Here is an 18,658-nt window from a genome sequence, read left to right on the forward strand (position 1 = left end):
AATGGCTCGCGTGGGTGCGATAACGCTCGACGGAAAAGCAACGCGGGACGAGATCTTCGTCGACCTCAAGGACCGGGTGTCGGCGCTCACCGAAGAGGGGCTGACTCCCGGACTCGGTACGGTGCTGGTCGGCAACGACCCGGGCTCTCAGGCATACGTGCGCGGGAAGCACTCCGACTGCGCGAAGGTCGGCATCAACTCGATCCGGCGTGACCTGCCCGCCGACATCAGCCAGGCCGAACTGAACGCGACGATCGACGAGCTCAACGCCAACCCCCAATGCACCGGCTACATCGTGCAGCTCCCGCTGCCGCCGGGCCGGCTGGACGCGAACGCCGCGCTCGAGCGCGTCGACCCCGGCAAGGACGCCGACGGACTGCACCCGAGGAACCTGGGCCGGCTGGTGCTCAACGAACCGGCCCCGTTGCCCTGCACGCCGCGCGGGATCGTGCACCTGCTGCGCCGGTTCGAGGTCGAGGTCGCCGGCGCGCACGTCGTGGTGATCGGCCGCGGCGTGACGGTGGGGCGTCCGCTCGGGCTGCTGCTGACCCGCCGCTCGGAGAACGCCACCGTCACGCTGTGTCACACCGCGACCCGGCATCTGCCGCAGTTCACCCGCGAGGCCGACATCATCGTCGCCGCGGTGGGGGTGCCACACATGGTGACTGCTGAGATGGTCCGGCCGGGTGCGGCGGTGATCGACGTCGGCGTCAGCCGCGACCACGACGGCAAGCTCCTCGGCGATGTCGCCCCCGATGTCTGGGAGGTGGCCGGGCACGTGTCGCCCAATCCCGGCGGCGTCGGTTTGCTGACCCGGGCGTTCCTGCTGACCAACGTGGTGGAGCGCGCCGAGGCACTCCGACACGGGTGAGCGCCAAAGAGTTCGCCCGCAAGGTGTTGGCGGGACAGTGGCCGATCCTGGTGGTCTGCCTGATCGTCGTGGCGGCGTTCGGGCTGGTGGTCGCCGGCTACTGGCGCCGCGGTGCGCTGGTTCTCGCCGTCGGCGTGGGAGTGGCGGCGGTGCTTCGTATTGCGCTGAGCGAGGAGGCGGCCGGGCTGCTTGCGGTGCGGAGCAAGGGAATCGATTTCGTCACGACGGCGACGGTCAGCGCGGCCATGTTCTACGTCGCATGGACCATCGACCCGCTGGGCACAGGCTAGCGGGTGATGGGAATGTCCAGTTCGGCGAGCAGGCGCCGGACGCGTTCCTCGATGTCGTCGCGGATGGGGCGAACGGTGTCGATGTCTTGGCCGGCGGGGTCGGGGACGGCCCATTCCTCGTAGCGCTTTCCGGGGAAGATGGGGCAGGCATCCCCGCAGCCCATGGTGATGACTACGTCTGCGGCTTGGACGATTTCGTCGGTCCAGGGTTTGGGGAATTCGCCGGTGATGTCGATGCCCACTTCGGCCATGGCAGCTACTGCGGCGGGGTTGATCTGGTCGCCGGGTTCTGATCCGCCGGACCAGGCGATGGCGTGGTCACCGGCCAGGTGGGTGAAGAAGCCGAGCGCCATCTGGGAGCGTCCGGCGTTGTGGGTGCACAAGAACAGCACGGTGGGCTTGGTATCGGTGATCTTGCCTTCCACCCGAGCCAGGGCGATCAGGCGTTGGCGGGCGAACCGCTCGGCCAGCAGCGGCAGGAAGTTGGGGACGGTCGCGCGACCGGCGAACTGGTCGTAAGAGGAGTGCAGGAACCGTTCGATGGTCTCCACCCCGAAGTGTTCGCCGAATTCGCCCTGCAGCCGGGTGGCGGCGGTGCGCAGAGCGAGTTGTTGGTCGATCGACAGATCCGGGTGCAGGCGCTTGGCGTATCGGGCAGGGCTTTCGGTCACGACGAACTCCTTTGGTCGACATGGGAATCAAACGCGTGTGTGCCGTTGTGGTGCGGGACGACGACGTCGCCGGCCGTGTCGGGGGCGTCAGGGTAGAGCACGGCGACCAACGCCAAACCGATCAGGGCCCCGACGACCTCGGCGCCGATGAACCCCGGGGCTGAGCCCGGAGCGATGCCGGCGAAAGTGTCGGAGAACATCCGCCCGACGGTCACAGCCGGATTGGCGAAGGAGGTGGAGCTGGTAAACCAGTAGGCCGCACCGATGTATGCACCGACCGCGGCCGCGGACAGTCCCGCGCGCCCGGTGCGGGCCAGGGTGAAGATCAAGGCGATCAGACCCGCGGTTGCGACGACTTCACCGACAAGATGACCTGTGCTGATGCGATCCTTGGTGGCCAGCTCGAACACCCTCCGGTCGAACATGACGTTGGCCAGCCAGGCTCCGGCCACGCCGCCGATAACCTGCACGGCCGCGTAGGCAAGCGCGTCACTGCCGGTGATGCCGGTGCCCGCGCGCCGGCCCAGCAGCCAGTCAGCAGCTGTCACAACAGGATTGAAGTGGGCGCCCGAGACCGGGCCGAACATGAGGATCAACACAGCCAGCCCGAATACCGTGGCCGTGGAATTCTCCAGCAGCTGCAACCCGACATCGTCGGGTGAGAGCGCGGCCGCGGCGATGCCCGAGCCGACGACTACGGTGACCAGCAGGGCGGTGCCCAGGAATTCGGCCAGGAGCCGCCGCGGCAGCCCGACGACGGTCACCTAGCGACACTTCCGATCGGACTGTCCGCACCCAACAGCGTCGAAAGCGATTGCATCGCTTGGGGATTAACACGGTAATACACCCACGAACCCCGTCGCTCGCTGGTCAGTAGCCCGGCGTTGCGCAGCACCTTGAGGTGATGCGACACGGTTGGCTGACCGACCGTGATGCCCACGGAGATGTCACAAACACAGGCCTCGCCGCCGGTATGGCTGGCCACCACGCTGAGCAGACGCAGCCGCACCGGATCGGCCAGCGCCTTGAGCATGCCGGCCAATTCGGTGGCTCCCTGGGCGCTCAACGGTTCACGAACCAGCGGCGCGACCTCACAACATCGCGACTCGGCCACCCGGTCCGATGACTTCGACATACGTCGATATTGACAGCCATCGAATCGGTGGACAAGCGAACAGGCGGTGAACGTGCATCAAAGAATCGTGGCGGGTGGGACTGAGCGAAGGGGAGTGCCGACAAGCGGAGAAGGAGAATCGAGGGGTCACCGAGTACCACCCGCCGGTCCGCCGCCCACCTCGCATCGAGACGGGTGTGTCACCGTAAGAACGGTGGCAGACTCTGGGACTTGTGGCGGAGTTGTTGATCGCGGTCAACCCGGACGACGAATCCCGGCTGCGGTTGCTGCTGAGGGTTCCACTCGCTGGTGGTGACCTGCTGTTCCGCACGTCGGGGAGCTGGCCGCGGGAAAAGGCTTTGTTCGCCTACCCGGTACCGCTGGAGGAGTGGCCCCACAATCCGGTGATCGTCGAACGAGTGCCGCTTCGGTCGTGTCGTCGGCGCGGCGCGGCGATCGACGTGATCGCCGACCGGTCCCGGCACAACCGTTCCCAGCTCGTGTTCACCCAGGCTCGTGGCCGTGACGTGGTGTTTTGGCAGTCACCCCGCACCCGTAAGCAGGCGCGCCCGAACGTGCGCACGCCGACTGCCCGTGCCCACGGCATCGAGCAGCTGCAGATCGTTGTCGACAGCCACGAGCAGTACGCCTACCGGTTCGCAACCCAGCAGGCCACCACGGTCAAGCGGGCGCTGCCGTGCGGAGACTACGGGGTCGTCGTCGACGGTCAGCTTGTCGCCAGCGTGGAACGCAAGTCACTGGCCGATCTGGTATCCAGCCTCACCGGCGGCAAGCTGCGCTACCAGGTCGGGGACCTGGCCGCGCTCCCACGCGCGGCGGTGGTCATCGAGGATCGCTACTCGCAGTTGTTCAAGCTCGACCGCGTCCGTCCCGCGATGGTCGCCGACGGACTCGCCGAACTCCAGATCCGCTGGCCGAACGTGGCGATCGTATTCTGCGAGACCCGCCAGCTCGCCGAGGAATACACCTACCGGTTCCTCGCCGCCGCGAACGCCTGGGCGACTGCCGAACAGGCCGCCATACAACGCGTCTCACCGACCAGAGTCGACATGGCCCGCCCGGCGCCGACGCCATCCACCGCGGAAGTCCGCGCCTGGGCTCGCAGCACCGGCTTGCCGGTACCGGACCGCGGCCGGCTCCGCCCCGAGATCTGGACTGCGTGGTACGACACCAACTCGTCGAACCCAACGTAGCTTCTCGGCCGCGTACTACGCCCACCCCCAGACCGGGACGCACACCGTGCGAGGTGTGCACCAAACCCGGGATCGTTCGACACGCATTAGGCCGAAGTTACGGCGGGTTTGAGTAGGGTTTTTGAGGTCTGATCTGCGGAGTTGACTGTTCGACACGTTCATTGTGTAGTCACTAATATTGTGGACTGCCTGATGGATGTGGCGTAGAATCTGTTCATGCCCAAGGGGACTGGCGCAGTTCACATCGCTACACAACGTCGTAAGTACACCGGGAAAGATGGTGTCGAACGGGTCTACGAGTCACAATTGCTGCGACGGTCCTTCCGCGAGGACGGACGGGTGCGCAACGAGACGCTGGCCAACCTCTCGGTGCTGCCACCGGAGGCGATCGCCGCGATCAGGGCGATCCTGGCCGGCAAGAGCCTGGTCGATCCCGCCGCGGTGTGCACCGTGACCCGCGCTCTACCGCACGGACATCTGGCCGCGGCGTCGGTCACCGCCAAGGCATTGGGCCTGCCCGGGCTGCTGGGCCCGACGTGCCGGCACCGTCAGGTCGCGATGGCGTTGATTCTGGCCCGCACGGTGGCCCCGGCGTCGAAGTTGGCGACCATCTCCTGGTGGGCCGACACCACCCTGGCCACCGATCTGGACCTCGCCTCGGTGTCCACCGACGAGGTGTACGCGGCGATGGACTGGCTGCTGACCCGCCAAGAGGCCATCGAGAAGAAGCTCGCGGCACGCCATCTGGGCCCGGCGGTCAATCCGTCCCGGATCGCGATGTTCGACCTGTCCTCCTCGTGGGTGACCGGACGGCACTGCGACCTGGCTGCCCGCGGTTACTCCCGCGACGCGAAGAAGGGCTGCGAGCAGATCGAGTACGGGCTGCTCACCGATCCCGACGGGCGTCCCGTCGCGATCCGGGTGTTTCCGGCAACACCGCCGACCCGACCGCGTTCACCCACGCGGTGACCGCGGTCCGCGACACCTTCGGGTTGCAGAACATGCTGATGGTCGGGGATCGCGGGATGATCACCTCCGCCCGCATCGTCGCCTTGAAGGACCTCGGCGGGATCGGCTGGCTGACCGCGCTACGCGCCCGCAGATCGCTGCGTTGGCCGCCGATGACGGACCGCTGCAAATGACGCTGTTCGATGAGCAGAACTTCGCCGAGATCACCCATCCCGACTACCCGGCGAACGTCTCGTCGCGTGTCGCAACCCGCTGCTGGCCGCCGAACGGGCGCGTAAACGCGGTGAACTGCTCGCCGCCACCGAGGCCGCCCTGGCACCGATCATCGCCGCAGTCAGCGCGGGCCGGGTCGCCGGCGCCGGGCCGATCGGGGTGAAAGTCGGCAAAATCCTGGGAAAGTTCAAGATGACCAAGCACTTTCATCTCAACATCACCGACACCACACTGACCATCAGCCGCGACACCGACCGCATCGACGCCGAAGCCGCCCTCGACGGCATCTACGTCCTGCGTACCACCGCCACACCCACTGAATTCAGCACCGACGCGGTGATCGGGGCCTACAAGAACCTCGCCCAGGTGGAACGCGACTTCCGCAGCCTCAAAGCCATCGACCTGGACCTGCGCCCCATCCACCACCGCCTCGATGACCGCGTCAAAGCCCACGTCCTGATCTGCATGCTGGCCGCCTACCTGACCTGGCACATGCGTAAAGCGTTGGCCCTGTTGACCTTCACCGACGAGCATCCACCCGCACGCCAGGACCCCGTCGCCCCCGCCCGGCGCTCGGCCGCCGCCGCCACCAAAGCCGCCCGCAAAACCACCACCGACACCGCACTACCAGCCCGCAGCTACCAGGCCCTGCTCACACACCTGGGCACTCTGACCCGAAACGACCTGCGCTACGGCGACAATGGCCCCATCGTGCCCACCCTGACCGCACCCACCGACACCCAACGGCGCGCATTCGACCTCCTGGGCGCCGCCGTCCCACTCACACTGACCTGACGTCGACAGAAAAAACCACCCCAAAACGACAAACCACCAGGTCAAAACCCGAAAACGCCGCCCTCAACGCCGTAACTTCGGATTAGGACAGATCGGCGCGGATGCACAGCGTGAGATAGGGCAGCGCCAGACCCGTGGAGTGGGCCAGCGCCGGGTGGGTGGCCAGCAGTTCCCGCACGCGTTCCAGCGTTCGGGTCCGCACCTCCTGCGGTGAGGTGATGCAGTAGCTGCGCGAGGCGACCAGGTCCAGTAGAGCTTGCGGCGTCAGGTAACTGGTCCACTCGACCCGGTGATGCTCGACGTGGGTGAACGGCTCGGGCAGCGTCGTCGCCTCGTTGAAATGGGCGTTCTCCGGTCCGATGATGCGGCCCAGCTCTTTCACCCAGCCCAGCCGCTCGTCGCGGGCGTTCCACACCAGGCCGAGCCGCCCGCCCGGTCGCAGCACCCGGGCCACCTCCTTGACGGCGCGCCCGGTGTCGAACCAGTGCCATGCCTGTGCGACCAGCACGGTGTCGACGCTGCTGTCGGCCAACGGGATCTCCTCGGCCGTACCGAGCAGCGCCGGGGTGTCGGGCAGCGACCCCGTCAGCACCTCGAGCATCTCGGGGATGGGGTCGACGGCCACCACGTCCAGGCCGCGTTCGACCAGTCGCGTGGTCAGCTTGCCGGTCCCGGCGCCGAGATCGAGCACGGTGTGTGCGCCATGCGGCAACAGCCAGTCGATCGCCTCCGGCGGATACGACGGCCTGCCACGTTCGTATGCGGCGGCCTGCGCGCCGAAGGACAGCGAGGGATGATCCTGACCCGGGCGCGTCACCGGGGGCCCGCCAACTCCAACGCGCGGCGGATCAGCTTGCCGACAGCCTCCGTCTCGACCAGGAACCCGTCGTGGCCGTAGATCGAGTCGACCACCTCCAGACCGGCACATCCCGGAAGCAGGTCGGCCAACTCCTGTTGCAATCGCAGGGGATAGAGCCGGTCGGAAGTGACACCGCCGACGATCGCGGGCACCGGGCAGCTCTGCAGGGCGGCCCGCACGCCGCCGCGGCCACGGCCGACGTCGTGGCTCGACAGCGCATCGGTGAGCCTCACGTAGGTGCCGGCGTCGAACCGCTCGACCAGCTTGGCGCCCTGGTATTCCAGGTAGCTCTGCACGGCGTACCGTCCGCCGGTCGTCGGCGTCTCGTCACCCTGGGCGTCGTTGCCGAACCGGTCGTCGAGTTCCTGCTCACCGCGGTAGGTGAGATGGGCGAACCGGCGGGCGATCGCCAGTCCGGTCGACGGCGTGCGCCCGGTGTCGTAGTAGTCGCCGCCGCGCCAGTGCGGGTCGGCCTCGATCGCGGCGACCTGGGTGCTCTGCGTGCCGATCTGGTCGGCGGTGGCGCGGGCGCCGACCGCGAGGATCAGCGCCGACCGCACCGTGTGCGGGTGGCCGACGATCCACTCGAGCGCGCGCGCGCCGCCCATGGATCCGCCCACCACCGCGGCGACCTCGGTGATCCCCAGCGCCTCGAGCGCGGCCAGGTCGGCGGTGACCTGGTCTCGGATCGTCACCGCGGGGAACCGCGAGCCGTACGGCCGGCCGTCGGGGGCGATCGACGACGGTCCGGTGGATCCGCGGCAGCCGCCGAGGACGTTCGTCGAGACCGCGCACCAGCGGTCGGTGTCGATCGGCGCTCCGGGCCCGGCGACGCCGTCCCACCATCCCGGGGTGGGATGGCCGGGCCCGGCGGGTCCGGTGACGTGCGAGTCACCGGTCAGCGCATGAAGCACCATCACGACGTTGTCGCGGTCGGGGGAGAGCTCTCCCCAGCGCTGCACGGCGATCGAGACGTCGTCGAGCACAGCGCCGCTCTCCAGCGTGAGCGGGCCGACGTCGACGACGCCGATCTCGCCCTCGGACGGCAGTGTGGTGATGGGCACGTCAGAAATCGTCACTAGCTGCTCTTCGGACTTCAGGCGATCGCCTTGGCGGCGGCGAACCCTTGCTCGAGGTCGGCGAGGATGTCGTCGATGCCCTCGATGCCGACGGCCAGCCGCACGAGGCCGGGCGTGACCCCGCTGGCCAGCTGCTCGCCGGGGCTCAGCTGGGCATGCGTGGTGGACGCCGGGTGGATCACCAGCGAGCGCACGTCGCCGATGTTGGCGACATGGCTGTGCAGCGTGAGCGCGTTGACGAACGCCTTGCCCGCGTCGACGCCGCCGGCCAGTTCGAACGCCAGCACCGCGCCGGTCCCCTTGGGCGCCAACTTCTTTCCGAGCTCGTACCACGGCGAGCTCGGCAGCCCGGCGTAGTTCACCGACAGCACGTCGTCGTGAGCGACCAGGTACTCCGCGACGCGTTGCGCGTTCGCCACGTGACGCTCCACCCGCAGGCTCAGCGTCTCGAGCCCCTGCGCGATCAGGAACGCGTTGAACGGTGCGGCCGCGCTCCCCAGATCGCGTAGCAACTGCACCCGGGCCTTGAGCGCGTACGCGGGCGCGCCGAGGTCGGCGAACACCACGCCGTGGTAGCTCGGGTCCGGTTCGGTGAAGCCGGGGAACTGGCCGTTGGTCCAGTCGAAGGTACCGCCGTCGACGATCACACCGGCGATCGCGTTGCCGTGTCCGCCGAGGTACTTGGTGGCCGAGTGCACGACGACGTCGGCGCCGTGGTTCAGCGGCTGGATCAGGTACGGCGTCGCGATGGTGTTGTCGACGATCAGCGGAACCCCACTGTGATGGGCGACCGCGGCGACCGACGGAATGTCGAGCACATCGATCTGGGGATTGGAGATGGTCTCGGCGAAGAAGGCCTTGGTGTTGGGACGCGCCGCGGCCCGCCAGCTGGCGGGTTCATCCGGCTCTTCGACGAAGGTGACGTCGATGCCGAGTTTGGGCAGCGTGTGATGGAACAGGTTGTAGGTGCCGCCGTACAGTCGCGGGCTCGACACGATGTGGTCGCCGGCGTTGGCGATGTTGAGGATGGCGAACGTCTCCGCTGCCTGCCCGGAGGACAGGAACAGCGCCGCCACCCCACCTTCGAGGGCGGCGATGCGCTGCTCGACGACGTCGGTCGTCGGGTTCATGATCCGGGTGTAGATGTTGCCGGTCTCGGCCAGGCCGAACAGCGCCGCGGCGTGATCGGTGTCGCGGAAGGTGTACGAGGTGGTCTGGTAGATCGGCAGCGCGCGGGCGTTGGTCGCCGCGTCAGGGGTCTGGCCGGCGTGGACCTGTTTAGTCTCGAACGACCAATTGGCGGAGCGAGGGTCCTCCGAGCGACTATCGGGCAGCATCAGGTCTTCTGACGTGCTCATGCGAAACGGACCTCCCTGTAGTGTCTGGGGGCCCGTCTGTACGGACCCGCGCTTGCCGCGTAGCCGTCACCGCTACTCAACCTGGTCATCACCCGGGGCACCCCACCGCGGTTGGAGGGTTGCCGGCCAGCAAGCCGGGGCTTGACGCTGGCACTCATGACCGCCAGAAAGCTTATCTCACCGCCCGCCGACCCTGCCACCAGTGATCCGCCTACGCGGTCCGATCCGCAGGGAGCCGTTTCCGGCTGGGTGGCTGCCGGGTAGCGTCGTAGCCGACAAACGCGGAGCTTCGATCTGACGCCGGGAGACACCACATGAGTGCCGAGCAGCCCACCATCATCTACACGCTGACCGACGAGGCCCCGTTGCTGGCGACCTACGGTTTCCTGCCGATCGTCCGGACCTTTGCGCAGCCGGCCGGCATCAACATCGAAACCAGTGACATCTCCGTCGCGGCGCGCATCCTGGCCGAATTCCCCGAGCGGTTGACCGACGAACAGCGCGTGCCCGACAACCTCGGCGAACTCGCCAAGCTGACCCAGGACCCGGACACCAACATCATCAAGCTGCCTAACATCAGCGCCTCGGTGCCGCAGCTGCTGGCCGCGATCAAGGAGCTCAAGGCCAAGGGGTACGACCTGCCGGACTTCCCCGGGGACCCCAAGACCGACGAGGAGAGGGAAATCCGGCGGCGCTACGCCAACTGCCTCGGCAGCGCGGTCAACCCCGTACTCCGGGAAGGTAATTCCGATCGGCGCGCGCCCAAGGCGGTCAAGGAGTACGCCCGCAAGCACCCGCACAGCATGGGGGAGTGGTCGATGGCCTCTCGCACCCACGTCGCGACCATGAGACACGGCGACTTCTATCACGGTGAGAAGTCGATGACGATCGATCGCGACCGCAAGGTCAAGATGGTGCTGGAGACCCACCCCGAAGACGGACGAGCGGGCGAGACGATCGTGCTCAAGCCCGAGGTCACACTCGATGCCGGCGACATCATCGACAGCATGTTCATGAGCAAAACGGCGCTCTGCGAGTTCTACGAGGCGCAGATGCAGGATGCTTATGAGACGGGCGTGATGTTCTCGCTGCACGTCAAGGCGACCATGATGAAGGTCAGCCACCCGATCGTTTTCGGTCACGCGGTCAAGGTCTTCTACAAGGATGCGTTCGCCAAGCACCAGCAGCTGTTCGACGAGCTCGGCGTGAACGTCAACAACGGCATGTCCGACCTCTACGACAAGATCGAGAAGCTGCCGGCTTCGCAGCGCGAAGAGGTTGTCAACGACATCCATGCCTGCCACGAGCACCGGCCGGAACTGGCCATGGTCGACTCGGCGCGCGGCATCACGAACTTCCACTCGCCGAGCGACGTCATCGTGGACGCCTCGATGCCGGCGATGATCCGTCTCGGCGGCAAGATGTACGGCGCCGACGGGCGCACCAAGGACACCAAGGCGGTCAACCCCGAGTCGACGTTCTCCCGGATCTACCAGGAGATGATTAACTGGTGCAAGACCAACGGTCAGTTCGATCCGACGACCATGGGCACCGTCCCCAACGTCGGGCTGATGGCGCAGAAGGCCGAGGAGTACGGCAGCCACGACAAGACGTTCGAGATCCCGCAGGACGGCGTCGCGAACATCGTCGACATCGAGTCCGGTGAGGTCCTGCTCACCCAGAACGTCGAGGCCGGCGACATCTGGCGCATGCCGATCGTCAAGGACGCCCCGATCCGGGACTGGGTCAAGCTGGCCGTCACCCGGGCACGCGCATCGGGGATGACGGCGGTGTTCTGGCTCGACACCGAGCGTCCGCACGAAGCCGAGCTGCGCAAGAAGGTGAAGGAGTACCTGAAGGACCACGACACCGAGGGCCTTCACATCCAGATCATGCCCCAGGTGTGGGCGATGCGGTACACGCTCGAGCGGGTGACGCGTGGACAGGACACCATCGCCGTGACCGGCAACATCCTGCGCGACTACCTCACCGATCTGTTCCCGATCCTGGAGCTGGGCACCAGCGCAAAGATGCTGTCGATCGTGCCGCTGATGGCCGGCGGTGGGCTCTACGAGACCGGCGCCGGCGGGTCGGCGCCCAAGCACGTCCACCAGCTCGTCGAGGAGAACCACCTGCGCTGGGATTCGCTGGGCGAATTCCTCGCGCTCGGCGCGTGTTTCGAGGACATGGGCGCCAAGACGGGCAACAAGCGCGCCGTCCTGCTGGGCAAGACGCTGGATTCGGCGATCGGCAAGCTGCTGGAGAACGACAAGGGCCCGTCGCGCAAGACCGGCGAGCTCGACAACCGGGGCAGCCAGTTTTACCTGGCAATGTACTGGGCGCAGGAGCTCGCCGCGCAGACCGACGACAAGGAGCTCGCCGACCATTTCGGACCGCTGGCCACGACGCTGGCCGACAATGAGGACACCATTGTCACCGAGCTCAACAAGGCGCAGGGCAACCCGGTCGACATCGGAGGGTACTACTACCCGGACCGCGAGAAGACCACCGCGGTGATGCGGCCGAGCAAGACCCTCAACGAGGCGCTGGAGGCCGCGACTGTCGCACCGGTGACCCAGAGCTGACCGGAGCTAGCCGCCCAAGGCCTCACGTGGCGGCGGCGCCGCGTTACGGTCGGCGAACTCCACGATCAGCTGCGCGACCCGGTCCGGCGCCTCGAACATCGGGATGTGCCCGACGTCGTCGAGGTGGGTGATCTTGGTCTCCTTCGGCAACTGGGTGGTGAAGTGCCGGGTGAACCGCGGGTGCGGCAGCACCCGGTCCTTCTCGCAGATGACCAGGTGCGTCGGGACCTGGCCCTCGGCGATCTCCAGCAGACCCGGCAACGTCAGTGACTTGACCAACAGCTGGTAGTAGGCGGGGCAGTGTGAGACGTCGTCGATGATGTCGGCGAGGTCCTCGTCGGACAGCCGCCCAGGCCTGGCGGTGATCGCCGGGTAGGCCAGGTACCGGGTGATCGGCAGCTTCAGCACACGCTCCTTGAGCACCAGCGCCACCAGCCAGATCGGCAGGCCGGCGAGGAACTTGCCGACGATCTCGAACTTGGCCGGGGTGAAGTGCCGCCAGCCGCCCGCCGGGGCGATGCCGGTCAGCGTTCGGGCCCGTCCGCGCCGCTCCAACTCGAAGGCCACCCAGCCGCCCAGGGAGTTACCGACGATGTGGGCGGTTTCCCAGCCCAGCGCGTCCATCCGGCGTTCGACGTCGTCGGCCAGCGAACCGGTGCTGAGGAAGAACGGCCCTTTGGGGCCACCGTTGTGGCCGGGCATCGTGGGCGCGTAGACCTCGTATCGGCCGGTGGCGGCGATTGCCGGTGCGACGTTTTTCCACACGCTCTGCGACATCATGAACGGGTGCAGCAGCAGGATCGGTTCGCCGGACCCGAGGTGGATCGGTGCGCGTTCGGTCATGTGGCCGACATTAAAGGTGATACCGCCGGTACCGCAAGATGGTGGGCCAGGGTCCGGCGTGGCTGAAGGAAGGCACCGCGGACGTGTACGTGCAGACCGGTGAGGCCCGGACCGACCGGCAGTCGGAGAACGAATGGTTCATGGCTGCACTCGCCGCGCGGGAGGCCGTGGAAAGCGTGGAAAGATCGAGACATCATGAGCTCCCCAGTCGAGACCCCGCCCGCCGTGCCTCGTGTCGTCTTCTCGGGTGTACAGCCCACCTCCGATTCGCTGCACCTGGGCAACGCGCTGGGGGCCGTCACCCACTGGACGGCCCTGCAGGACGACTACGACGCGTATTTCTGCGTCGTCGACCTACACGCGATCACCATCCCACAGGACCCCTCGACGCTGAGGCGGCGCACGCTCGTCACGGCAGCGCAGTACCTGGCGCTGGGCATCGATCCCACGCGCAGCACCGTCTTCGTGCAGAGCCATGTGCCGGCCCATACCCAACTCGCTTGGGCGCTAGGCTGTTTCACCGGGTTCGGCCAGGCATCGCGGATGACCCAGTTCAAGGACAAGTCGCAGAAGCAGGGCGCTGACGCCACCACCGTCGGCCTGTTCACCTACCCGGTGCTGATGGCCGCCGACGTGCTGCTCTACGACACCGATCTGGTACCCGTCGGTGAGGATCAGCGCCAGCACCTCGAACTGGCCCGCGATGTCGCGCAGCGGTTCAACGCCCGGTTCCCGGACACGTTCGTCGTCCCTGAACCGATGATCCCCAAGGCCACCGCGAAGATCTACGACCTGCAGGACCCGACGGCGAAGATGAGCAAGTCGACCGGGACCGACGCGGGCCTGATCACCCTCCTGGACGATCCGAACAAGACGGCCAAGAAGATCCGCTCGGCGGTCACCGACAGCGAGCGCGAAATCCGCTTCGACCGGGAAGCCAAGGCGGGGGTGTCCAATCTGCTGACGATCCAGTCGGCGGTCACCGGCACCGACGTCGACGCGCTCGTCGAGGCCTATGAGGGCCGAGGATACGGCGACCTGAAGAAGGACACCGCCGAGGCGGTGGTCGAGTTCGTCACGCCCATCAGGAACCGGGTCGACGAACTACTCGCCGACCCGGCCGAACTGGAGGCGGTGCTCGCCGCCGGCGCCGAGCGCGCGCGGGACGTGACTGCCAAGACGCTCCAACGGGTATACGACCGGCTGGGGTTCCTGCCCGCGCGGGCGTAGCGACTGGAGGCTGGTGTGGAGCAACCGGCCAAACCCGGTGTGATCGACCGGCTGCGGGCCCGATACGCCTGGTTCGACCACCTCATGCGGGCCCAGGGGCGGTACCGGGACAGCAAGGGCGACTTCTTCGCGGCGGCTGTCACCTACTTCACGGTCTTCGCGCTGTTTCCGCTCACCATGGTGGGTTTCTCGATCGGTGGCTTCGTGCTGGCCAACCGGCCCGACCTGCTCGCCAGACTGCAGGGCCGGATCCGCACCGCGGTGTCCGGTGACATGGGCCAGCAGGTCATCGAGGTGATGAACTCCGCGATCGAGTCCCGCACCTCGGTTGGATTGATCGGACTCGCGACCGCCACGTGGGCGGGGCTGGGCTGGATGAACAACCTGCGCGAGGCGCTGAGCCAAATGTGGGGGCAGCAGCGTGGTGAGCTGTCCGGCTTCATCGGCACGAAACTGTCCGACCTGCTGGCCCTGGTCTCGACGTTCCTGGCGTTGGCAGTCACGATCGGCCTCACCGCGCTGGGCGACAAGCAGTTGATGCGCGGTGTGCTGGACTGGCTGCAGGTCCCCGAACTGCCCGGGCTCAGCCTCGGGCTGCGGATCACCTCACTGCTGGTGTCGGTGCTGGTGTCTTGGCTGCTGTTCACCTGGATCATCGCCCGGCTGCCGCGCGAGTCGATCAGTTTCCGCAGTTCGGTGCGCGCGGGCCTGCTGGCAGCGGTGGCGTTCGAGATTTTCAAACAGGCCGGTTCGCTCTACCTTCAGTCGGTGGTGAACGGACCCGCCGGGGCCACGTTCGGGCCCGTTCTGGGCCTGATGGTGTTCGCGTACATCACCGCGCGGCTGATCCTGTTCTCGACGGCGTGGGCGGCCACTTCGCGGGACAACATGCTCGCCGCGCCGGTGGACCCGCCGGGCCCCGCCCAGATCACGACCAGCGTGCAGGTCCGCGACGGTGTCGGGCTGCCTGGCGCCGTGGCCGCCGCCGCGGTGGGAGCCCTTGGGGCTGTCGGAATTTCGTGGTTGCGCCGGCGTCAGTGAGCTGGCCCCTCCGCGTCGAGGGCGGTTCCGAGCAGGTACAGGAACGGCCGGTGGCTGGCCTGGCCGTCGCGGCGGAACGGCATGCTGTCGGCCGCGGCAGAGTACCACTGGCTGCGGGTGGTGCCGGTCAGGTCGAGGCGGCGGCCGCACGACTTCGCCAGGGTGTAGAGCAGCAGGGCGCCCACCCGCCCATTACCTTCCCGGAACGGGTGAATTTGGTTGTAGTCAGCGTAGATCCGAGCAAACTCATACGCCAGCCGCGCCTGGTCATGGTCGGCACACGCCGTCACCACTTCCCGCGCCGACTGGTGAACGTGGGTCATCCTCGCGGCGATCGTCGACTGCCATGCGAAACCGTGTTCCCCGCGCCGTAGCTCGGTGGTGCGGTAGATCCCGGCCCAGGCGTAGACGTCGGAGAAGAGGTGGTGGTGGATGACGCGCACATCCAGTGCATCGTCGCGGGTGGGTCGTCGCAGGCCGAGTAGCCAGCGGACCATTCGCCCCGCCGTCGCTACAGATTCCAGGTCGGCGAGGACCTGGGGGTCGGTCGCACCGAACCTGTTGTCGAGAACCGTTGTCCCGGGAATGAGGTACGGCGTGGCCCGACGCAGCCGGAGCCGGCGGCGGCGCGGCTGTGGCGGAGGGTACCTACTCCGGAACGCCGCGAGGTAGTCCTCGTAGGAGACGTCCGCGGCGGCGAGCGCGACCAACGCCTCGACATGCTGCTGTGACGGCGCCCAGCCTTCGAGGCGGTGCGCGGCCAGCGTGGCGGCAACCGCGTGTGCCTGACGATCGTTCGGCATGGGCTTACCGGCGGAGATCAGCGGAAGGCAGAGGCCGACGCGAGGTAGTCGAGCTTGCGACGTATCCGGGACACCTCGCGCGCGACGCTGCGCAGGGCGGCTCTCTCCTGCGGCGCCAGGTCGGAGAGCGATATGACGTCGCTGACCGGTCGTGCGGCGACGACGGCCGCTCGGCGTATTCCCCAGCGAAACCGCAACAACCACTCGAAACAGTCGCGCAGGCTCGACGCGTCGTCGGGATCCAGCACGTCGGCCGCCGCGGCGTCGAGTCGCGCAGGCGTCGACAACGCGTCCGAGCCGGACGCAAGAGCAGCCCAGCGTGCAATTTTCACGACAGGATCGATCGCCGCCAGTTTGACGTCGACGGTGTCGGCCATCCTGGCGAACAACCGCAGCGGGGACGGGACGCTTGCCCGCACCGCCGTGGCGTCTCGGAGCATCGCCTGGCGTACTGGGTAGCTCTGTACCGCGGCGGTCACCACCTTTGCTCGTAGTGCGTCCTCGGGGAGAACCCGCGGGCCGGGCAGCGCAGTGGAATCGGCCAACAGGCCGGTCATGACGACACCACGATCCTTCTGCGGTTCGGCGGTCCACTGTTCGATGCCCTGGGTCCAGCCGCGCGCGCGACGGCAGAATCTGGGCCTGCTGGCCAGCACTCCGTTGGCGTCGCCCTGGATCCCGCACCGCTCGAGCAGGTTGTGCACGTCCGCGGCCCGGGACAGGTAACTCGATTTCTCATCCGGACCGACGGTGTCGCCGAGGACGACCATCGTCTCCACGTCGGATCGGGGGACGGCCTCTCCGCGTGCTGCACTGCCGGAGGCATACCACGTCCAGTCCGCGGCGCCCGCGGCCAACCGCACCCCGGCCGCCACTCCCCGGAGCAGCACGGTGGACCATGCCGTCGCGAGGGCCGTTGCACTGGCCCGTCGCTCGGCGAGGATCGCCGCCTGGGCCCGGTCGATCGCAGCGCGCAACTGCTCGTCGTCGGCCGCGGCATCGACCCGCGCGATGCGGGCGGCGATGTCAGGCCGTGAGGGGGGGACAGACGACATGGGCAGATCGTCACCTTCTGCCGGTCATACCCGTGTGACATTGATGAAATACCGAAGAAACAAGGCTAACTTAGTTTCTGCCAGATGACAGACAGTGGCGGCCTCGGGGGCCGTTCGGCCGGCCCCTTCGACCCGGTGATCTCCTCGAGAGAGGACGCCGCGACGCTCGAGGACCTCGGCTACACACAGGAATTGCACCGGGGCATCGGTGGGTATGCGTCCTTCGCGGCCGGATTCTCTTTCGTGTCGATCTTGACCACGGTATTCGCCTTCTTCCCGCTCGGGTTCTCGCTCGGCGGGCCGGCCTTCTTCTTCACCTGGCCGGTGGTGTTTGTCTGCCAGTTCTGTGTGTGCCTGGTGTTCGCCGAACTGTCGGGCAAATTCCCCGTCGCCGGCGCCATCTACCAGTGGTCCCGGCGGCTGGCGGGTAACGCCGTCGGCTGGTTCGCGGGATGGTTCATGTTGATCGGCTACATCGTGTCGGTGGCGGCGCTCGCCATCGCGATGCAGACGGTGCTTCCCCCGATCTGGAGTGGGTTTCAGCTCGTCGGCGAAGACATGGACCCGCTTTCGGTCGACGGCGCCACCAACGGGATCATCCTCGGCGCGATCACGATCGTGCTGTGCACGATCATCAGCGCCGCCGGTGTTCGGTTCATGGCTCGCATCACCGTCACCGGCGTGACACTGGAGATCATCGGCGTCGTGCTCATTGTCGGCGCGATGTTCCTGACCGCCGAGCGCGGCCCGGCGCAGGCCGTGATGGACACCGGCGGCCGCGGTACCGGCCTGAACTATCTGCCGGCCTTCCTCGCCTCGATGCTGATGGCCGCGTATGTGATGTATGGATTCGACAGCGCAGCAGAACTTTCCGAGGAGACCCGCGACCCCCGACGGACGGCCCCGAAGGCGATAGTCAACGCGCTGCTGGTCTCGTTCTTCGGCGGCGGGTTGATGATGCTCGCCGCGTTGATGTCGGCTCCGGAGCTCGGTGACGACCTCGCGCGCGGCGGTATGGCGTGGGTTATCGAAAGTCAACTGGACACCTGGCTCGGCAAGACACTGCTCGCACTGGTCGCCGTGGCGATCTTCTCGGCCACCCTGGCCATCCAGGCCTCGGCGTCGCGGGTGATGTTCTCGATGGCCCGTGACAACCGGCTGCCGTTCGGCAAGACGCTGGCTACGGTGAACAAGCGGACCGGCACCCCGGTGATCACAGGTATCGCGGTCAGCACCCTGGCCATTCTCGTCCTGCTGGTCAATCTCGGCCAGTCAAGCGTGTTCGCGGCGATCGCCTCGGTCTCCGTGGTGGTCGTCTACCTGGCCTACCTGATGGTGACCGTGCCGGCACTCATCCACCGTCTGCGTGGGACGAGCCTCTCGCACGGCAAGCCGATCCTCGACCTGGGCAAGTGGGGCATCCCGATCAACCTGATCGCCGTCGTGATGGGCGGCCTACTCGTGATCAATATCGGGTGGCCGCGCCAGGAGGTGTACAACCCCGCCGGTGATTCGCTGTTCCTGCAGTATTTCGCCCTGATCTTCGTGGCGCTGATCGTCGCTGTGGGGCTGGTCGCGTACCGGGTGGTCAAGGATCGCGACGGAGCACCGCGTCCCGCCGACGCACTGGTGCAGTAACCGCGCCCCACCACGTCCCAGCGAGGCGGT

16 protein-coding genes, 1 pseudogene and 1 riboswitch are annotated in these 18,658 nt (G+C 67.3%); of the genes and pseudogenes, 8 read left to right on the forward strand and 9 right to left on the reverse strand.

The genetic code is table 11. The features are described from left to right. Positions 1-10: 10 nt before the first annotated feature. Together G6N07_RS03915 and G6N07_RS03920 are read left to right on the forward strand one after the other, a co-directional pair. Positions 11-871 (forward strand): bifunctional methylenetetrahydrofolate dehydrogenase/methenyltetrahydrofolate cyclohydrolase, encoded by an 861-nt coding sequence (locus tag G6N07_RS03915; protein WP_179959946.1) that lies wholly within the window; start codon positions 11-13, stop codon positions 869-871. Next, a complete protein-coding gene (locus tag G6N07_RS03920; RefSeq protein ID WP_085187517.1) occupies positions 868-1,161 on the forward strand; it encodes a DUF3017 domain-containing protein in 294 nt (97 codons plus the stop codon). Before G6N07_RS03915 ends, G6N07_RS03920 begins: the two co-directional genes overlap by 4 nt. Here G6N07_RS03920 and G6N07_RS03925 read toward each other — a convergent pair. Genes G6N07_RS03925 through G6N07_RS03935 form a run of 3 tightly spaced genes read right to left on the reverse strand, consistent with a single transcriptional unit; the run spans position 1,158 to position 2,967 of the window. Continuing rightward, positions 1,158-1,832 carry an arsenate reductase ArsC gene (locus G6N07_RS03925; protein ID WP_085187514.1) on the reverse strand — a complete coding sequence of 225 codons (675 nt, stop codon included), beginning with the start codon at positions 1,830-1,832 and terminating at the stop codon, positions 1,158-1,160. The two genes, G6N07_RS03920 and G6N07_RS03925, sit on opposite strands and share 4 nt — an antisense overlap. Further along, positions 1,829-2,596 (reverse strand): aquaporin, encoded by a 768-nt coding sequence (locus tag G6N07_RS03930; protein WP_085187511.1) that lies wholly within the window; start codon positions 2,594-2,596, stop codon positions 1,829-1,831. The genes G6N07_RS03925 and G6N07_RS03930 overlap by 4 nt, the downstream gene beginning before the upstream one ends. Further along, positions 2,593-2,967, reverse strand: a complete 375-nt coding sequence (locus G6N07_RS03935; protein WP_085187508.1) for an ArsR/SmtB family transcription factor — start codon at positions 2,965-2,967, stop codon at positions 2,593-2,595. The genes G6N07_RS03930 and G6N07_RS03935 overlap by 4 nt, the downstream gene beginning before the upstream one ends. A 212-nt stretch (positions 2,968-3,179) precedes the next feature. Between G6N07_RS03935 and G6N07_RS03940 the strand changes: the two genes are divergently transcribed. Together G6N07_RS03940 and G6N07_RS21160 are read left to right on the forward strand one after the other, a co-directional pair. Continuing rightward, on the forward strand, positions 3,180-4,160 hold the full coding sequence (locus G6N07_RS03940) for an ERCC4 domain-containing protein (RefSeq protein ID WP_085187505.1): 981 nt from the start codon (positions 3,180-3,182) through the stop codon (positions 4,158-4,160). Positions 4,161-4,376: 216 nt separating this feature from the next. Beyond that, positions 4,377-6,137 (forward strand): annotated as a pseudogene (locus G6N07_RS21160) (IS1634 family transposase). An 82-nt stretch (positions 6,138-6,219) separates the two neighbouring features. Here G6N07_RS21160 and G6N07_RS03950 read toward each other — a convergent pair. The 3 genes from G6N07_RS03950 to G6N07_RS03960 are packed head-to-tail and all read right to left on the reverse strand — an operon-like array spanning position 6,220 to position 9,433. After that, on the reverse strand, positions 6,220-6,954 hold the full coding sequence (locus G6N07_RS03950; RefSeq protein ID WP_235849490.1) for a class I SAM-dependent methyltransferase: 735 nt from the start codon (positions 6,952-6,954) through the stop codon (positions 6,220-6,222). Further along, positions 6,951-8,075, reverse strand: coding sequence for a homoserine O-acetyltransferase MetX (metX, locus tag G6N07_RS03955; protein WP_099050100.1), 1,125 nt, complete (start codon positions 8,073-8,075; stop codon positions 6,951-6,953). Before metX ends, G6N07_RS03950 begins: the two co-directional genes overlap by 4 nt. Before the next feature lie 17 nt (positions 8,076-8,092). Beyond that, positions 8,093-9,433 carry a bifunctional o-acetylhomoserine/o-acetylserine sulfhydrylase gene (locus tag G6N07_RS03960; protein ID WP_372507578.1) on the reverse strand — a complete coding sequence of 447 codons (1,341 nt, stop codon included), beginning with the start codon at positions 9,431-9,433 and terminating at the stop codon, positions 8,093-8,095. Between the two features lie 43 nt (positions 9,434-9,476). Further along, a riboswitch (SAM riboswitch) is annotated at positions 9,477-9,595 on the reverse strand. Positions 9,596-9,747: 152 nt separating this feature from the next. Between G6N07_RS03960 and G6N07_RS03965 the strand changes: the two genes are divergently transcribed. After that, a complete protein-coding gene (locus tag G6N07_RS03965) occupies positions 9,748-12,018 on the forward strand; it encodes an NADP-dependent isocitrate dehydrogenase (protein WP_085187144.1) in 2,271 nt (756 codons plus the stop codon). A 6-nt stretch (positions 12,019-12,024) separates the two neighbouring features. Here G6N07_RS03965 and G6N07_RS03970 read toward each other — a convergent pair whose 3' ends face one another. Next, positions 12,025-12,861 carry an epoxide hydrolase EphH gene (locus tag G6N07_RS03970; protein ID WP_085187142.1) on the reverse strand — a complete coding sequence of 279 codons (837 nt, stop codon included), beginning with the start codon at positions 12,859-12,861 and terminating at the stop codon, positions 12,025-12,027. A 195-nt stretch (positions 12,862-13,056) separates the two neighbouring features. On the opposite strand from G6N07_RS03970, the gene trpS reads away from it, so the two are divergent. Next, positions 13,057-14,091, forward strand: coding sequence for a tryptophan--tRNA ligase (gene trpS / locus G6N07_RS03980; RefSeq protein WP_085187139.1), 1,035 nt, complete (start codon positions 13,057-13,059; stop codon positions 14,089-14,091). Between the two features lie 15 nt (positions 14,092-14,106). Continuing rightward, a complete protein-coding gene (gene yhjD, locus G6N07_RS03985; protein ID WP_085187136.1) occupies positions 14,107-15,132 on the forward strand; it encodes an inner membrane protein YhjD in 1,026 nt (341 codons plus the stop codon). On the opposite strand, the gene G6N07_RS03990 is transcribed toward yhjD, so the two are convergent. Both G6N07_RS03990 and G6N07_RS03995 read right to left on the reverse strand, forming a co-directional pair. Next, positions 15,126-15,935, reverse strand: coding sequence for a Fic/DOC family protein (locus tag G6N07_RS03990; protein ID WP_085187133.1), 810 nt, complete (start codon positions 15,933-15,935; stop codon positions 15,126-15,128). The genes yhjD and G6N07_RS03990 overlap by 7 nt on opposite strands. A gap of 17 nt (positions 15,936-15,952) precedes the next feature. After that, positions 15,953-16,990: a putative nucleotidyltransferase substrate binding domain-containing protein gene (locus tag G6N07_RS03995; RefSeq protein WP_085187130.1), complete on the reverse strand. Its 1,038-nt coding sequence runs from the start codon at positions 16,988-16,990 to the stop codon at positions 15,953-15,955. An 84-nt stretch (positions 16,991-17,074) separates the two neighbouring features. Here G6N07_RS03995 and G6N07_RS04000 point away from each other — a divergent pair, with 84 nt between their 5' ends. After that, entirely contained in the window at positions 17,075-18,628 is a 1,554-nt protein-coding gene (locus G6N07_RS04000; protein WP_085187127.1) for an amino acid permease, read from the forward strand. The last annotated feature ends 30 nt before the right edge of the window (positions 18,629-18,658 follow it).

The organism is Mycolicibacterium doricum, assembly GCF_010728155.1.
In the GTDB taxonomy this organism is placed as follows: domain Bacteria; phylum Actinomycetota; class Actinomycetes; order Mycobacteriales; family Mycobacteriaceae; genus Mycobacterium; species Mycobacterium doricum.